Source organism: Flavobacterium faecale (assembly GCF_048320115.1).
GTDB classification, from domain to species: Bacteria; Bacteroidota; Bacteroidia; order Flavobacteriales; family Flavobacteriaceae; genus Flavobacterium; species Flavobacterium faecale_A.
On record NZ_CP182943.1, the window covers coordinates 3402998 to 3420691 of the forward strand.

General features: G+C 32.3%; 20 protein-coding genes. 15 read left to right on the plus strand and 5 right to left on the minus strand.

Annotated features, from left to right (window positions below; genetic code table 11):
• Positions 1-31 precede the first annotated feature (31 nt).
• Complete coding sequence (locus tag ACNH59_RS14115; RefSeq protein ID WP_418263167.1) at positions 32-1345, plus strand: ammonium transporter; 1314 nt, start codon at positions 32-34, stop codon at positions 1343-1345.
• Between the two features lie 119 nt (positions 1346-1464).
• Here ACNH59_RS14115 and ACNH59_RS14120 read toward each other — a convergent pair whose 3' ends face one another.
• The 3 genes from ACNH59_RS14120 to corA form a co-directional block, all read right to left on the minus strand.
• On the minus strand, positions 1465-2649 hold the full coding sequence (locus ACNH59_RS14120; RefSeq protein WP_418263168.1) for an acetate/propionate family kinase: 1185 nt from the start codon (positions 2647-2649) through the stop codon (positions 1465-1467).
• A gap of 131 nt (positions 2650-2780) precedes the next feature.
• Positions 2781-4874 carry a phosphate acetyltransferase gene (gene pta / locus ACNH59_RS14125; protein WP_418263169.1) on the minus strand — a complete coding sequence of 698 codons (2094 nt, stop codon included), beginning with the start codon at positions 4872-4874 and terminating at the stop codon, positions 2781-2783.
• Positions 4875-4918: 44 nt separating this feature from the next.
• The gene (gene corA / locus ACNH59_RS14130) at positions 4919-5986 is read right to left on the minus strand and encodes a magnesium/cobalt transporter CorA (RefSeq protein ID WP_418263170.1); all 1068 of its coding nucleotides are present in this window, start codon (positions 5984-5986) and stop codon (positions 4919-4921) included.
• 292 nt (positions 5987-6278) lie between these two features.
• On the opposite strand from corA, the gene ACNH59_RS14135 reads away from it, so the two are divergent.
• On the plus strand, positions 6279-6488 hold the full coding sequence (locus ACNH59_RS14135; protein WP_418263171.1) for a hypothetical protein: 210 nt from the start codon (positions 6279-6281) through the stop codon (positions 6486-6488).
• Positions 6489-6495: 7 nt separating this feature from the next.
• On the opposite strand, the gene ACNH59_RS14140 is transcribed toward ACNH59_RS14135, so the two are convergent.
• Both ACNH59_RS14140 and pyrF read right to left on the minus strand, forming a co-directional pair.
• On the minus strand, positions 6496-7287 hold the full coding sequence (locus tag ACNH59_RS14140; protein WP_418263172.1) for an ABC transporter substrate-binding protein: 792 nt from the start codon (positions 7285-7287) through the stop codon (positions 6496-6498).
• Between the two features lie 110 nt (positions 7288-7397).
• Positions 7398-8210, minus strand: a complete 813-nt coding sequence (gene pyrF / locus ACNH59_RS14145; RefSeq protein ID WP_418263173.1) for an orotidine-5'-phosphate decarboxylase — start codon at positions 8208-8210, stop codon at positions 7398-7400.
• Between the two features lie 159 nt (positions 8211-8369).
• Here pyrF and ACNH59_RS14150 point away from each other — a divergent pair, with 159 nt between their 5' ends.
• The 13 genes from ACNH59_RS14150 to ACNH59_RS14210 all read left to right on the plus strand — a co-directional run bounded on the left by ACNH59_RS14150 (position 8370) and on the right by ACNH59_RS14210 (position 17664).
• Positions 8370-8837 (plus strand): Dps family protein, encoded by a 468-nt coding sequence (locus ACNH59_RS14150; protein WP_418263174.1) that lies wholly within the window; start codon positions 8370-8372, stop codon positions 8835-8837.
• A 15-nt stretch (positions 8838-8852) separates the two neighbouring features.
• A complete protein-coding gene (locus ACNH59_RS14155) occupies positions 8853-9080 on the plus strand; it encodes a hypothetical protein (protein WP_418263175.1) in 228 nt (75 codons plus the stop codon).
• A 42-nt stretch (positions 9081-9122) separates the two neighbouring features.
• Positions 9123-9308: a CsbD family protein gene (locus ACNH59_RS14160; RefSeq protein WP_418263176.1), complete on the plus strand. Its 186-nt coding sequence runs from the start codon at positions 9123-9125 to the stop codon at positions 9306-9308.
• A 107-nt stretch (positions 9309-9415) separates the two neighbouring features.
• Complete coding sequence (locus tag ACNH59_RS14165; protein WP_418263177.1) at positions 9416-10537, plus strand: AI-2E family transporter; 1122 nt, start codon at positions 9416-9418, stop codon at positions 10535-10537.
• A gap of 221 nt (positions 10538-10758) precedes the next feature.
• Positions 10759-11325: a helix-turn-helix domain-containing protein gene (locus tag ACNH59_RS14170; protein WP_418263178.1), complete on the plus strand. Its 567-nt coding sequence runs from the start codon at positions 10759-10761 to the stop codon at positions 11323-11325.
• A gap of 6 nt (positions 11326-11331) precedes the next feature.
• Positions 11332-11778, plus strand: coding sequence for a response regulator (locus tag ACNH59_RS14175; protein WP_418263179.1), 447 nt, complete (start codon positions 11332-11334; stop codon positions 11776-11778).
• Positions 11779-11781: 3 nt separating this feature from the next.
• Entirely contained in the window at positions 11782-13989 is a 2208-nt protein-coding gene (locus ACNH59_RS14180) for a PAS domain-containing protein (RefSeq protein WP_418263180.1), read from the plus strand.
• A gap of 87 nt (positions 13990-14076) precedes the next feature.
• Positions 14077-14628, plus strand: a complete 552-nt coding sequence (locus ACNH59_RS14185) for a hypothetical protein (RefSeq protein ID WP_418263181.1) — start codon at positions 14077-14079, stop codon at positions 14626-14628.
• Positions 14629-14632: 4 nt separating this feature from the next.
• The gene (locus tag ACNH59_RS14190; protein ID WP_418263182.1) at positions 14633-15607 is read left to right on the plus strand and encodes a YihY/virulence factor BrkB family protein; all 975 of its coding nucleotides are present in this window, start codon (positions 14633-14635) and stop codon (positions 15605-15607) included.
• A gap of 167 nt (positions 15608-15774) precedes the next feature.
• Positions 15775-16425: a porin family protein gene (locus ACNH59_RS14195; protein WP_418263183.1), complete on the plus strand. Its 651-nt coding sequence runs from the start codon at positions 15775-15777 to the stop codon at positions 16423-16425.
• Positions 16426-16448: 23 nt separating this feature from the next.
• Positions 16449-16601 carry a lmo0937 family membrane protein gene (locus tag ACNH59_RS14200; RefSeq protein WP_418263184.1) on the plus strand — a complete coding sequence of 51 codons (153 nt, stop codon included), beginning with the start codon at positions 16449-16451 and terminating at the stop codon, positions 16599-16601.
• Between the two features lie 48 nt (positions 16602-16649).
• Positions 16650-16928 (plus strand): YtxH domain-containing protein, encoded by a 279-nt coding sequence (locus ACNH59_RS14205; protein ID WP_418263185.1) that lies wholly within the window; start codon positions 16650-16652, stop codon positions 16926-16928.
• A 76-nt stretch (positions 16929-17004) separates the two neighbouring features.
• On the plus strand, positions 17005-17664 hold the full coding sequence (locus tag ACNH59_RS14210; protein WP_418263186.1) for a hypothetical protein: 660 nt from the start codon (positions 17005-17007) through the stop codon (positions 17662-17664).
• Positions 17665-17694: the final 30 nt, after the last annotated feature.

Sequence of the window (17694 nt, forward strand, 5' to 3'; positions counted from 1 at the left end):
AAATACCATACAATTAAACCTAACAATTAATATGAGAAAAATTATTCTTAGCGTGATATTAATCGCACTTTTGGTTTTCACCTTCTTTTCTAATTTCCTTTTAACACCTCATCCCGTACCTGCTGAAGCTGTGGCTTTTGACACTGGTGACACCGCTTGGATGATTGTAGCTACCGCCTTAGTACTTATAATGACTCCTGGATTAGGATTCTTTTACGGTGGTATGGTTGGTAAAAAAAATGTAATCAGCACCATGTTACAAAGTTTTATGGCCATGATTATCGTAAGTGTACTTTGGATTGTAATTGGTTTCAGTATGTCTTTTGGTACTAGTATCGGAGGAGTGATTGGAAATCCATTAGAATACTTTATGTTTGAAGGCGTAGGTACCAATACTGCTTGGAGTCTTGCCCCTACTATTCCATTCATGCTTTTTGCTTTGTTTCAAGCTAAATTTGCCATCATCACACCAGCCTTAATCACAGGTGCTTTTGCAGAAAGGATTCGTTTTTGGGCTTATATGTTGTTCATGGTACTATTCATCCTTTTAATCTATACTCCATTGTGTCATATGACTTGGCATCCTGATGGATTGTTCTTTCAAATGGGAGTTTTGGATTTTGCAGGTGGAACTGTAGTACACATGAGTGCTGGATGGGCTGCTTTAGCTGGAGCGATGTTCCTTGGGAAAAGAAAAGTACAAAAAGTAAACCCTGCCCGTATTACTTACGTATTATTAGGAACTGGTTTGCTATGGTTTGGATGGTTTGGTTTCAATGCTGGTTCAGCTATGGGAGCAAATGGCTTAGCAACTCAAGCTCTAGGAACTACTACCGTTGCCGCTGCTGCTGCAGGAATGGCTTGGGTATTTATCGATAAAATATTAGGACACAAACTATCTGCTATGGGAGCTTGTATCGGAACTGTTGTTGGATTAGTAGCAATTACACCAGCCGCAGGATTTGTAAGTATCCCACACGCTATTTTCATTGGAGTTTTCAGTAGTTTAGTGAGTAACTATATGGTAAGTTTATTTCCAAAAGGAAAAATTGACGATGCCCTTGATGTATTTGCTTGCCACGGAGTAGGTGGTATGACAGGAATGTTGTTAACTGGAGTTTTTGCTTCATCAGCGGTAAACCCAGCAGTGGAAAACCAAGGTTTGATCTTTGGAGAAACTACCCTTTTCTTTCACCAAACTGTTGCTTTAATCATGGTTTCACTTTTTGCGTTTGTGGCTTCATATACCTTGTTTTATATTGTAAACAAAATCACTCCATTGCGTGTTACTGAAGAAAAAGAAGAATTAGGATTAGATATCTCTCAACACGGAGAATACCTATAAAACTTATTTTATAAACATTTAAAACACTCTAAAGATTCGTTTTTAGAGTGTTTTTTTTATCCAAATTGACCTTAACCTATAGTAGAAACAGACCTAAAACTCAGAATACATTATAAGTATCATACCATTAACAACTGATATACTTGATTGGCTATTTCCAATTCTTCGTTAGTTGGAATTACTAAAATTTTAGTTTTTGAAGTAGCTTTGTTTATCTCCCTAATTTCTTTAGATCGTAAATCATTTTTAGCTTCATCAAGCTCCAATCCGAAAAAATCCATATTTGCACAAACCGATTTTCGTATATAAGAAGAATTCTCCCCTATTCCAGCGGTAAAAATAATGGCATCCAATCCATTCATGACCGCTGTATACGCTCCTATATACTTTTGAATTCGATACACATTCATATCTAATGCCAACTGACATTCTCGATTTCCGTTTCCAGCGCGTTCTTCAATATCCCGCAAATCGCTATAGCCTGTTAAACCCAACATACCACTTTTTTTCAGCAATAACGAACTCACTTCGTCCATAGTATAACCAAGTGTTTTCACGAGATAAAAAATAACAGACTGATCAATATCCCCACAGCGGGTTCCCATAATCAAACCATTGGAAGGTGAAAATCCCATACTATGGTCAATACTTTTTCCGTCCTTGATGGCAGTCATGCTACAGCCGTTTCCTAAGTGAATACAAATTAACTTAGAATGATTATCTAAATATTCGATAGCCCTCTCAGACACATATTTATGACTGGTGCCATGAAACCCATAGATCCTAATTTTATTTTCTAATAATAATTGATTTGGAATAGCATATCTATGTGCTACAGCGGGAATTGTTTGGTGAAAAGCGGTATCAAAAACCACCACTTGTTTCGCTGTTACAAAAATTTCCTCCGCAACAATTATTCCTTCTAAATGAGCAGGATTATGTAAAGGTGCTAGTTGAGACAGCTCATCAATTTCTTTCTTTACTTCTTCTGTTACTTCTACCGTTTCTGAAAAAATAGCTCCTCCATGAACCACACGATGTCCTACAGCATTAATTTCATCCTTGGACTTAATAACACCTACTTTATCATCCAATAACAATTGTGCAATTTTCTCTAAACCTATTTTATGGTTGGCAATTGGCACAATTTCTTCAATTGTATTCGAATCTGTTTTATAAACAAAATTGGAAGTTTCTAAACCGATTCTATCAATCATTCCGGAACAAATGACTGTTTTTTCAGGCATATTCATTAATTGATATTTGATAGACGAACTTCCTGAATTGATAATAACTATTTTCATTGAATTATTTTTTTGAGATTCTGAGCTTATAAGTTTCTAAGAATCTAAGTTTTATATTTAAACTAAATATGATGACAATTCCAAAATCTTTAAACCATTAAACTCCTAAAATTTTAAACTCTTAAACCCTCCTAAAGCCCTTGTGCCTGAATAGCCGTAATCACAACAGTATTAATAATATCATCTACCGTGCAACCACGACTCAAATCATTAACAGGCTTATTCAATCCTTGTAACATTGGACCAATTGCCAAGGCTCCTGTTTCTCTTTGAACGGCTTTGTACGTATTATTACCTGTATTCAAATCTGGAAAAATAAGCACACTCGCTTGCCCTGCTACTTCGGAATTTGGCATTTTACTTAGTCCCACACTTTTGTCTACAGCCGCATCATACTGAATAGGTCCTTCAATTTTCAAATCGGGACGCTTGGCACGAACAATTTCGGTAGCTTGACGTACTTTGTCCACTTCGTTTCCTTTTCCAGAAGAACCTGAAGAATAAGACAACATAGCTACTTTGGGTTCGATTCCAAAAGCCAAACTTGTATCTGCTGAAGAAATGGCAATTTCAGCCAATTGTTCTGCGGTAGGGTTAGGATTAATAGCGCAATCTCCAAAAACCGAAACTCGATCTTCTAAACACATAAAAAACACAGAGGAAACTACCGAAGACTCTGGTTTGGTTTTAATAAACTGCAAAGCTGGTAAAATAGTATGTTGAGTGGTATGTGCTGCACCTGACACCATTCCATCGGCATGCCCTTTGTAGACCATCATGGTTCCAAAATACGATACATCTTCCATCAAATCCATCGCCATGCGTAAACTTACATTTTTTGCTTTACGCAATTCATAATAGGTATTGGCATAATCCTCATAATTAGGAGACTCAATTGGGTTTATAATTTTAATTTTTTCAAAATCAAAGACTATTCCTAGTTCATTTACTTTATTTTCAATTTGACGTTTATTCCCTATAATGGTGATATCCACAACATCAATTGCTAATAATCGTGAGGCAGCAATAATGATACGCTCATCAGTTCCTTCAGGTAAAACTATATGTTTACGATGCGTTTTTGCCCTTTTTACTAAGTTATACTGAAACATCTTTGGAGTCATTCCTTCAGCCTCAAATGCACTCAGTTTAGCTGCTAACAGTTCCACATCAAAGTATTTTTCAAACGTACTAATTGATGTTTCTATTTTTTGCGCATTATCGGCATAAATTTTAGAATTTATACCACCTATTTTATTAGTAATCATATAAGTACCTTCATTAACACTAATAATTGGTACAACGCTCGTCAATCCTTCAATTAATTTCAAAATACTTTCTTCAGGTAAAATATTCCCCGTTAAAATTATACCTGAAATAGAAGGGTAATTCGCAGATTCATTTGCTTGTAAAGCTCCTAAAATAATATCAGCCCTGTCTCCAGGTGTAATTACTAATCCTTTCTCTTTTAAGTGCAATAAATAATTTCTCAACTGCATCGCACCTACACTATAACTCCCTACTTCATTATTCAAATATTCATTACCAAACAATACTTGAGCATCTAAGGTTTCTATTATTTCCTTAACCGTTGGGTTTTTTAAGCTAGATATAAGCGGAATGGAATTCACCAACACCGATGAAGGCAAACTTGCTTTCAGACCATTAATGGCTAAGTCTAAATTCTCTACCTGAACCTTATTTGCTACTACTGCCAAGACATCGACTTCTTTCACTTTAAAAGAATCGTAAGCTAAATACAAACTATCTACAAATTCATCTAGCGTTTTCCCAACGCCTGAACTCACAATAATAGCAGGAATACCGAGATTTTTAGCAATTAAAACATTCATATCCAATTCAATTGCCGTTCCTTCTCCACTGAAACTAGTACCCTCCACTAATACAAAATCATATTGCTCTTCGAGTCGTTTGAATTTTTCAATAATCAAATCCAAAACCTCTCCTATTTTGCCACTATTTTTTTTCTTAATTAATTTACTTTTAGTAATGGCATAAGCGTCCTCAAAAGCAATATCAAGGTTAAAATGAGAAATTACAGTCTCAATATGATTGTCTAATTTGCCATCTTTAAAATCCTCTATAATAGGTCTAAAATAGCCCACTTTAGCTGTTTTTCCAATTAGCATACTCATCAAACCCAAAGTAATAATAGATTTTCCACTGTTTTTTTCGCTTGTGGCGATGTAAATTGCTTTATTCATTTATGCTAGCTATAATATTATTATCAATTGAAATATTGATTATTCTAAAACCATTTTCTTTTTTTAAAGTAAAAAATCATTAAGATTCCAATCAAAAACATTACCCCTATAATGATGTAATACCCATTAGAATACTTCAACTCAGGCATGTTTTCAAAATTCATTCCGTACACTCCAACAATAAAAGTCAATGGTATAAAAATTGCGGAGATTACCGTTAAGGTTTTCATGATTTCATTCATCTTATGAGCTTGTGATGAAAAAAAGAAATTAGACGCACTTTCTAAGGTCCCCATATCCGATTCTATTTGCTCTAATAATTCCAAACTTTTTTGATACAACCTTGAAAAATAATTATAAGTTTCAGGTTCAATTATAAAAAAAGATTCATCAACTTTCAAACTTTTGATCGCTAATAAGGAATCTCTTAAGGGAATAATTGAGCGTTTGAGAAAATTAAAATTATCTCTATGTCTTTCAATATTAACTAAAATTTCAGGATTAGAATTTGTTTTAGAAAGTACGATTAAGGCTTCTACTTTGTCTTCCTCATTTTCGATGGTGATGTAGAAATTTTCCATAACAGCATCTAAAAGAAGGTATAGTAAATAATCTGTGTTTTTAGCACGTACATTGCCCGTTTGCACCCTTATACGTTCTCGAATATGTGTAAAAAAATCGCTTCTTTTTTCCTGAAACGAAATCAACACTCCTTCTTTCAAAATAAAACTAATCTGCTCCACATGAATGCTATCTGATTCCTCAGTGTGTAATAAAGACTTGATATTGAAAAATAAGTATTTTTCAAATTGCTCTAATTTGGTTCTTCGTGAAGTATTTAAAACATCGGAAAGTATAAAATTATCTATTTTAAAAAAACTTCCAATAGCCTGAACCAATTCTACATTATTCAATCCATGAAGATTCAACCAATTATTTTTAGAATAATCTATTTTATTTAAACCTTCGATTGTAAAACTACCCTCCTCTTTAACATACAATTCATCATAAACAAACAACTGCATCTGAGATTCATATTGCTTGTACTTACCTGTATACTCCAAAGGATTAACTTGAGTTTTTCGTACTTTCTTGAATTTAATTTTCCGCATCCAATATCATATTTACAGTAATATTACAAAAAAGTTTTATAAAACTTAGCTTTGAAACAGTCTTGTATAAAAAGAATAACTCAGCATTAATCTGTAATATACTCCTTGAGCGAAAATAGCCATATAAGTTCCGTTTCTTTGTTTCAAGTCTTTTTCATTGAAAAAATCATTAATCAAACGAAGCTTTTAATAATTTCCCCAATAGGTTAATCTTATAACGTTTTTATTGAATTGTGTAAAGCGCAAATAGTATCATCCCTTATCTTTGATAATATTTAAAAAAGTAAAAACTATGAAAACGACTGGATTTATATTAGTTATTATTGGAGCAATAATGATGATTTATACTGGATTTAATTATGTAACTACCGAAAAGATAGTTGAGATAGGTCCGATAGAAATCAGCAAGGAAAAAAAGAACCCTGTAAACTGGTCTCCAATTTTAGGTGGTGTACTCCTTTTAGGTGGAATAATTTTGATTTCCAAACACTCAAAAAAATAGTGCCTATTTAATTTAAATTGGAATGTAACATTTTGAAATATTCTAATGCTTTCAATAACCTTGTACCATACCAAGAGAACATTTCTCCATCAACCATAATAATTTGGGTAGTTGACAAATCCGGTTGTAACTCATATCCATCTTCCTTTTTAAAAGGATATGGTTCTGATGATAACAAAACCAATTCCGGATTTGATTCAATCAATTTGTCAATTGTGACTTCGGGATAACGAGGAATCGATGCAAACACATTTTCAAAATGATTGAGTTGTAGCAACTCTTCAATATAATTATCGGAACCCGCAACCATATAAGGGTTTTTCCATATAAAATACGCCACCTTACGGAAGGGTTTGTCTTGAATAAATAACCTAAAATTAGCCAAGGAAAAAACCATTTTGTCGCTCCATTTACGAGCTTCCACACGGCGGTTGAACATCTTACCAAAATCAGATATCATTTGAAAATTATCGTTGATAGTTGAAATATCAGTTACCCAAACGGGGCAAATTTCACTGAGCTTTTCAACAATTTCTTTGGTATTTTCTTCTTTGTTACAAATGACAATATCAGGTTCAAGTAGTCTAATTTTTTCAAAATGTACTTTCTTGGTTCCTCCTACTTTAGTTTTCGTAGCTTTTAAATGATATGGATGCACACAAAACTTAGTGACCCCAACAATTTGAGATTCTAAACCCAAATCATACAGTAATTCTGTTTGAGAAGGCACCAAAGAGACTATGCGTTTAGGAGTTTTCGCAAAAGTATGAACGGTACCAAGTTGGTCAACTAATGTCATTTAAAGGGGGAGTTGGGTAACTGGTTAATTGTTTAAGGGGTTAACTGGTTAACTGATTATTCAAAAAATTAAACTTTTAAACAATTAACCGATTAACCTTTTATAAACTCCTACATCATCAAGCCTGCCATTTCCTGTTGTATTTTTAAGGCTTCGGCTCTAGCTTTTTCGGCAAAATCAGTTCCATTAGAAGCGTAGATAATCCCTCTTGAAGAATTAATTAACAATCCAACTTTTTGATTCATACCGTATTTACATACTTCAGACAAGCTTCCACCTTGAGCGCCAACACCTGGAACTAACAAGAAGCTGTCAGGAACAATTTTACGAATTTCAGTAAAATATTCAGCTTTTGTAGCTCCCACAACATACATTAAGTTATGACTATTTTTCCAAGATTTAGAAGTTTCTAATACTTGTTTGTACAATTCTTTGGCTTCCACTTTCAAAGTCTGAAAATCAAAAGCGCCTTCATTCGATGTCAATGCAAGCATAATGGTGTGTTTATCCTCAAAAGCTAAAAAGGGCTCTACTGAGTCTTTACCCATATAAGGTGCTACGGTCACACTATCAAAATTTAAATCTTCAAAAAAAGCTTTGGCATACATCGAAGAAGTGTTTCCAATATCACCACGTTTTGCATCGGCAATAGTGAAAAGATCAGGGTAATTTTCATTAATGTAATTGATTGTTTTTTGCAAAGAAATCCAGCCTTTTATTCCATAAGCTTCAAAAAAAGCCGTGTTAGGTTTGTAAGACACACACAAATCATGAGTGGCATCAATGATAGCTTTATTGAACTCAAAAATAGGATCTTCAAGCGCTAATAAATGTTGTGGTATCTTGTTTAAATCAACGTCTAAGCCTACGCAAAGAAAAGATTTTTTAAGTTGGATTTGGTCAAAAAGTTGTTCTGTAGTCATATCTTATCTAGATTCTGGCGACAAATTTACAAACTAGAATTTAAATAACTTGGAATTTTACAATAATCCTAAAAAATTGTATAAATGCTTTACAGACTTGATATAATATCTTTGTAAAGAACATATAAAACAACTAAAAAAACACAAAAAATTAAAAATATGGACACTAAATTAGGAATGCCTCAAGCAGAAATGAAAACGAATGTTAAAAATTTGACCATTGTTTTAGCTACTGAAATGGTGCTTTATGTTAAAACTAGAAAATTTCATTGGAATGTTGCAGGAAACAGTTTTATGGAAATGCACAAACTTTTTGAAAATCAATACAATGAATTAGAATTAATTATTGATGAAGTAGCGGAGCGAATTGGAAAATTAGGAGCCAAAGCTATTGGAACAATGAAAGAGTTTAATGAGCTATCAATTTTAAAAGAAGCGACAAAAGACCAAGACAAAGAAGCGATGGTGCAAGAGTTACTAGATGATTATAGAACATTAATTAGTCAAATTAGAGATTTCATTAAAGAAACGGAGGAAACAGATGATTTTGGAACTGCCGACTTTTTAACTGGAATAATTCAAAAACATGAGGCTCAAGCCTGGATATTAAGACGATACAATAGCTAACCTAATTGAGATCTTATGATTTTGCAACTCAACCCATCCATACTAGTCAACACCCCTTTAGGTGTTGGACAAGCATTATTCCTAATTGATTATGGAATGCATCAAAACAGTTGTTGGGTAATTGCCATGCAGGAAAGCGGTATCATTAAACATTTTGACTGCAATGATGTAATATTGAGCACAAACTACACCTATGGCATGAATTTGAGAAAAAACGATTTTAAAAAAAGCGGAAAAATTTAAAGTAAAATAATAAAATAAATAGTAACATAAAAATCAATTATCATGAATAGTACAGAATTTAAAGGAAATTGGGATGAGCTAAAAGGTAAATTAAAGCAAAAATTTGCTGACTTAACTGACGATGATTTATTATTTGCCGAGGGAAAACAAGATGAAATGCTAGGAAAACTAGAACAAAAACTTGGTAAATCGAAAGATGAAATCAAAAAAATCATAGCTGACTTGTAGCTTAACCGACTTGAAAGAGAAAAACTAGAAGCCTATTGGTTTTTAATTCTTAATTTTAGAGAATTAAAACCATTAGGCTATCTTATCATTAAACAAAAAAAAGAAATATGTTGAGTAAAAGTCATCTTGCATTAGATTTATTAGGCCTTGTCTTAATTATATTTATAGCCTTCATTTTACAAGACTTTGTTATTCCCTTATTATTTGCTATCATACTAAGTGTTTTAATTTATCCTATAGTGCAATTTTTTGAATCGAGACTTTGCTTTAATCGGATTATTTCGATCACCTTAGCCATTACAATTTTTACCGTAATCATATTCACAGTTTTTGTATTAATTGGAATACAGTTTGAGGAAATCATGAGCAAAAGTAGTAGGTACTATGTTCAAATTGAACGCAAAACCACTCCCGTTTTTGCAAAATTAGAGGAGATTTTAGGGGTAAACAGCAAAGATATTGTAGGAGGTGGAAAACTTGAAGTAAAAGAAATTGTGAAGCAAAATTCCAGCAGTATTATTCAATTTTTAACCAAATCTGGAGGTATCTTAAGTGATTTTATTCTGTCCCCATTATACATGTTTTTGTTTTTACTCTATCGCAATTTTCTAGTTAGTTATATATACAAATCAACTGCAGGAATCTATAGCAAATCAAAAACCAGAAAAATTTTAAGTGAACTCTACAAAGTGCAACAGAATTATTTACTGGGTTTAGTCAGTGTGATGATTATAGTAGGTTTATTAAATAGTATTGGTTTACTAATTTTAGGTATTGATTATCCTTTTTTCTTTGGATTTTTATGTGCCTTATTATTACTTGTTCCTTATATCGGAATAATTATTGGTTCTCTATTACCAGCTTTAGTAGCATTAGCCACTAAAGATTCCTATTTGTATGCAGTGGGTGTAATTGGTATTTTTGGATTTATTCAATTTATAGAAGGCAATTTTATAACCCCAAAAATAACTGGTAACAAAGTTTCTTTAAATGCTTTTGCTTCTATTTTATCCATTGTACTCTTCTCTATGTTGTGGGGAATACCCGGAATGATTTTAGCTTTACCGATTACGGCATCTTTAAAAGTTATCTTTGACAACTCCTATAACTTGACTAATTTTGGTTTTTTATTAGGCGAAGCCAAAGAGAAATATTTCAGCAACAAAGCAAAAAACAGACTCAAGATCTGGAAACGCATTAGACAACAAAAAAATCAAAACGCTGATTAGAAGATATCTATATTGTTAAACTATTAATTTTAAGTACGAATAAAATACAACTAAAATAGGACAAACAATTTAAACGTATCTTTGGCGTTAAGTAGGAGGACAATTAATACTTAAAGTTAAAAAGAACCGTCTGTAAATTTATAGATAACTTAAAGTAAAGAATAATACCGTGAGCTGTATCTTCTATTATATTTAGTTAAATTAGTATTTAAACACCCATGATGAAAGTATTTATAAAGTTTGATTTCAATAGTATATGCAGCAAAATTCTTGAAGAAAAATTAGAAGAATCTCAAATTAAATATAGAATCTTAGGCTTTGGTGAGGTTGAGTTTTTAGAAAAAGTACCTACCGAAAAACTAGACAACTTCACGCAATCCCTTCAGCAATACGGAATTAATATAGTTGAAAATCAGAAAACAATATTAATTCAAAAAATTAAAGACGCCATCATTGAAATGGTTTTTAATGAAGAAGCAAGTGTTAATGTGAAAAGTTCTGTTTATTTGGCAGACAAACTCAATCATAGTTATGGCTATTTGTCTAATTTATTTTCTGAGGTAACCTATACTTCCATTGAAAACTTTATCATCCTTCAAAAAATTGAATATACCAAACAGTTAATCATTAGTAATCAATTAACATTAACAGAAATTGCTTTCAAACTCAATTATTCCAGCGTTTCCCATTTGAGTTCACAATTTAAAAACACCACTGGACTTACCCCTTCAGCATTTCAAAGAATTATAAAAAAACGTAGAGAAATAGCTTCTCAAAACTTAAACTAAATAACCATGCAACAAGATCGCATAATTATTACACTAGCTGATGACGATGAAGATGATAGGCTCTTTTTCACCGATGCATTTGATGAAATCAAAATAAATACCACGGTCAACACCGTTAATAATGGTAAGGAATTACTAAATTTCCTAAAACATCCTGAAACGATTCTACCAAATATCATTTTTCTTGATTTAAATATGCCTATCATGAACGGAATTGATTGTTTGAAAGAAATAAAAAAAGAGGAACGTTTCAAGGACATTGCTATCGCTATCTATTCTACTTCCTCTTCCGAGAAAGACATCGAAAACACCTTTGTTTTGGGTGCAAATATTTACATCAAAAAACCTAGTAATTTTTCAGAATTAAAAAAGATATTGTCTGATGTAGTTGTTATCAACTGGCAATACCATACTAATAGTTTAAATAAAGAAAACTTTTTACTTCGCTTATAATTTATGAAGGATAACAAGTATAAATCGTCTATTTACCACAAGATTATATTTGCGATAAGCTTAATTGTATTGTTGTTTATAGGCGTCATTACCGTTAAACACATCAATAATATCTCTGATTCCTCCAGATTACTCATGCATACCTATGAGGTAAATTTGGAGTTAGAACATTTATTTTCCTACATAAAAGATTCAGAAAACAGTATGCGTGGGTATTTAATCTCAAAAGACACTCTTTATCTTAAACCCTATAGAACAGCTACAAAAAACGTAAACAACTCTTTTTTGTTATTGAATAATTTGACGAAAGACAATCCCATCCAACAAAAGAATTTGGAATCCTTATATGGTATTGTCAATAAGCGTTACGAATACATCTCTAATTATGCCGATGCAAACAATAGTATTGATCTAACCAAAGACAATCATTTCAAAAAAAATTTTAGAGAAAGTAGTACCTTATTGGTCGAAATTAGAAATAAGTTGAATGAAATGGTAGCGTTAGAAGAATTGTTTCTGAAAGAACGAAATAAACTCTATCAAAGTCAAATCTACCTGACGCCTATTTTAACACTTAGCATTTTGTTTCTTACTCTTATGGTATTGGTTTTTGCGTATTACCAAACCAATAAGGACGTCGAAAAATTGCAAGCAGCTAACATTAAATTAAGTAAATCCCAATTTTTAAGTTATCAAGCAGAAATTCTCTCTGAATTTGGAACCTGGGAATGGAACTTAAATAATAACAGCCTCAGCTTTTCGGATAATTTATATCGAATATTAGGTGTCGAACCGCAGTCTATTGAGGCTTCTGAAGAATCATTTTTGAAATTTGTTCATCCAGAAGATATCGAAGTTGTAAAAGAAACCAATAAAAAAATTGTGAACCAAGAAGAGGTTCCTTATACCTATTTCCGAATCATTAAAGCCGACGGAACTCCAAGGCTACTAAGAGCCACAGGAAAACTCTTTACAGATCGTTTAGGGAACCAAACGGTATTAGGAGTGACTGAGGACATCACCGTGGAAAATGACAAAACCGAACTACTAAAAAGCAATTATGAGGATTTAATCAAAGCCAATAATCACCTTAAAATTTTTGAAGAATCCAGCAAGCAAGCTGAAATTTTAGGTAAATATGGTAGTTGGGTTCTTAATTATGATACCTTAGAATTTACCTATTCGGATAACCGATTTCGATTATTGGGTTTTGAACCTCAATCTTTTAAACCCTCTGTAGAAAAATTTGTTGAGTTTGTACATCCAGAAGACAAACATATTGTGATCAATGCACTTGATAAGGCGCAAAAAGAAAAAAAATTCCCTACTATCAATTACCGCATCATTAGAAAAGATGGTAAAATTAGAAGATTTAGAACCAATGCCACTTCATTCATCGACTTTTTAGGTGCCAAATGTATGATTGGAACCACCCAAGATGTTACCGTGGATTACAACAAAAGTTTACAGCTTAAAGCTCGTAACAAGGAACTGGAACAAAAAATTAACGAACTCAACGAGTTCAACCATGTTGCTAGTCATGACTTACAAGAGCCACTTCGTAAAATTCAAACTTTCATTTCCCGTATCAACGATAAAGAAACCAATAACCTATCCGATTTTGGAAAAGAGTATCTCTCTCGTATTGAGTCGGCATCAGTTAGAATGCGAGTACTAATCAATGATTTGCTACAATATTCACGAACAAATAAATCCGAAAACAAATTAGAAAAGGTGGATTTGAATATTGTTTTGCAGGATAGCTTAACCGAATTATCCCAAAAAATTGAAGACACACAAGCCCGTATCCACTATACCGATTTACCAGTTATCAACGGACTTCAATTTCAAATGCAACAACTGTTTTACAACTTATTGAGTAATTCTTTGAAATATGCCAAAGAGCAGGTCATTCCAGAAGTTTCCATTTCTTATACCGAAGTCATGGCTAAAACAGAGCCTCTTTTGAACGAAAAGCAAAACAAAAAATACTACAAATTTGAGTTTACAGATAACGGAATCGGATTTGAGCAAGAACACGCTGAAAAGATTTTTTTACTTTTCAATCGTCTGCATGGTAAAACGGATTACCAAGGAACAGGGGTAGGATTGGCCATTTGCAAAAAAATTATTGAAAATCACAATGGATTTATTTTTGCTACTAGTCAACCTGAGATTAGAACAACTTTTACTTTTTTTATTCCTGCCTAATTAATAAATGGGAATTATATAATTCCTATATTGAATCGTATAATATTTTTTAATCTTAGTTTTCTAATTTTGTATTAAAATAGGACTATGAGAAAAAAGTTTCCATATAAAATTGTCATCAGTAGTCTATTCTTACTTTTATGTTTTAGTACGATATACTCCTGTTATAAACAAAAAAAAGATTTTGGTGAATTCATAATTCACGAGACTACATTTGATGTCAATTCAGCGATGGACTTCAATAACCTCGCTTGTATTAATGAATCTAATAAAAAAATCATTGACATCAGTACTATTATTTTTCGCCAAAATAAAAAGGTGCCAAATCTAGCTCTTTTCTTAAAAATAAAAAAAGACCATCAAAATAATAGTTATCAATTAAAACAATTGACTAAAAGAAATATGATTGTCATCCCTAAGCCTATTTATAATCTAGACCTAAATAAGGATTCATTAGGAGATCATAATTCTACTGACTATCTTGTCGCTATTTTGGATAACGAAATCAACATACAAATAGAAATTTTAGATAACTTAAAAAGTACTACATTCAATCCTGACTTAAAATCATTTGCAGAAAAATCAAAAAAAATTCTCGAGAAAAATCGCAAAGATTTAGAAGCTAGCTTTAATCTTTAGCAGCATGAAATCCTCCAACACATACGCTAAATCTCTTTGGAAGGTCCTAAAACAGACCTTCAGTTCTTTTTTAGAACATAAAGTTTTAAAAATGAGTGCTTCGTTAGCTTATATCACCATGTTTTCTTTAGGACCATTGTTACTTGTACTTCTATATTTATCCGACTTTTTTTGGGGAAGAAAAGCTATCGAAGGAAAAATATTTAGCCAAATAAAAAGTTTTGTAGGTCCCTCAAGTGCCCAACAAATTCAATCTATAATTGAAAAACTTTCTCTTTCTGAGTCTAGTAATTTAGCTGGAATGATTGGAGTTATTACATTACTCATTGGGGCGACCTCTGTTTTTGCAGAAATTCAAGATTCTATCAATACCATTTGGGGAATCAAACCAAAAAAGAAATCGGGATTTTGGCTTTATCTTAAATCTCGATTGTTATCTTTTGGAGTAATTGTAAGTTTTGGATTTATTCTGTTGGTTTCTTTGGGAGTTTCAGCCGTCATGGAGGCTTTAAACGAACACTATTTTTCTTTTTTCTCTAGTTCGTTTTATTATTCCACATTAGCCTTAAATACAGTGATTACCTTCATTATCATCTCACTATTGTTTGGATCAATTTTCACTATTTTACCTGACGCTCAAATCAAATGGCGACATGTAAGACTGGCTTCATTTACAACAGCTATATTATTCATGGTTGGGAAATTTATAATCTCTTTTTACATCACTAATTCTAATATTCAAAATGTATATGGAGCCGCAGGATCTTTTGTTATAATAATGGTTTGGGTCTACTATTCATCTGCAATTTTATATTTTGGTGCTGAATTTGCAAAAAATTATGCGATGCTATTTTCTATCCCCATCTTACCTTCAAAATTCGCTGAAATAGTCCATTCTATCGAAATTATATCCAAAGAAAAAAACCTTCAAGATGCCAAAAAAGAGCTAGATATAATAAATATAAAAAACAAGCAGTAATAATCTAGGCTCGTAAAACTTCATCAAACTTCTCATTATGGGGGAGTTTTTTTATTTATAAGAATATCTAAATGGAAATTCTATAAAACATCACAAATATCTTATAACAGGTTAGGCTTCTTCTTGTTGCATCTTTGTAATGTAGAAACAAATAAATATATATTCTTATGAAAAATCGAATTAGAACAATAGCAGCCCTAACTTTATTTATTGGCTTAGGAACAACTCAAATGAAGGCACAAGTTAACAATGGTACACCACAATTTGGTATCAAAGGTGGTGTAAACTTTTCCAACATGTACACCGAAGATGTTGATGACAACAATGTATTGACAAGTTTTAATGCCGGTATTTATACCTTGATTCCAATTACAGATTTTGCTGCTTTCCAACCAGAAGTTCTGTTTAGTCGTAAAGGTTCAGAATTGACTTATGACAATGTGATTGCTTCAGGTAAAGCCAAATTCAAATTGAATTATATCGAAGTACCTTTGCTAGTAAAAGGAAATTTAACTAAGAATTTAAGTGTGCACGCTGGTCCTTATTTTGCTTACTTAATCGATGCCCAAGTGACAAATGAAACTAGTGATGGGGCTTACAATTTTGAAGAAAATTTCGACAATGATGATTTCAACAAATTTGATGCAGGTTTATCAGCTGGTATTGGACTTGACTTTGATACTATTGGATTTGGAGCGCGTTATAACTACGGTTTAACAACGGTAGGTAAAGAAAGAGATTCAGGTACTGGAACATATACTTTTCCTGATGGAAAAAACAGTAATGTGAGTGTGTACATGACTCTAAAACTGAATTAGTAACTTATTAAAATATAGAAATCATGTCTAACTTATTGTATTTAATCGCAGTAGTACTTATTATATCATGGCTATTAGGTGTTTTTGTCTATAGTGCTGGCTCTTTAATTCACTTACTTTTAGTAATTGCTTTAATTGCCATTATACTAAGACTAATCAAAGGTAGAGGAATTTAAAAAAGAAAAAAAACATTAACAACAACAATTTAAAAACAATATTAAATTATGAAAACGAATAAAACAATCATCGGATTTTTAGGAGCAGCGGCAGTAGGAGCAGCATTAGGTATTTTATTTGCTCCAGACAAAGGAACTAACACTCGAAAAAAAATTGCTAAAAAAACTTCTGAAACTAAAGAAGAAATCAAAAGCAAAATTGATCAACTCAAAGAAACCCTTGCCGATAAATACAATGAAGCTTTGGATAAAGGAGAGAAAATTATTGAAAATGGTCAAGCTAACATTGATAATATAAAGAAAATCAACGAGAAATCAATTCTTTAAGTCAATTTGTAGATTAACAAATTTAAAGACTTAATAATCTGCATAATGAATTATCTAAATTAAAAAAATCAAAAAAATGAAAAGAGTACCATTTATAGTAACAATTCTAGCAACAGCAACCTTCTTTACTTCTTGTAAAGATGAGAATCAACAAGAGGCTGAAAGAAGACTAGACAACTACACGCATTACATTGATTCTATCAGCTCCGTGGCCGAGGAAAAAGCAGTGGAAAACTGGAATGCCATTGAAGAAAATTATAATAAAGTAAAAATGGACGCTGAAAAAGCCATTACAACTGCCACTGACAAAGCTGAAATTCAAGAAAAATTGGATAAAGCCTCTATTAAATATGAGGAATTCAAAATGAAGATCGTGTCAAAAAAAGAACAAATGAACAATGACACTAAAATAGTGATGTACAAATCTCTGTTTGGTCCTGCTTATGTGAGTGACGACATGCAGTTTAAATGGGTTAACAAAGACAATATCCTTTCTGTATATCAAAACTTTGTTAATACAGTACAAAAGAATAAAGATTCTTATTCTCGTGAAGATTGGGACGAAATCAAGCTTGTTTATGAAGCTTTGGATACCCGAAAAAATACTGTTGAAAAAGAAGGATTATCTGGAAGCGACAACCGTAAAATTGCAGCTTTAAAAATCAAATTTGCTCCAATGTACACTGTAAATCGTATGGGTGCAAAGTCTGAAGAAAACGCAGAAGCTAAGCAATAAATATAATGTCATTAAAAAAAAATGAGGTCT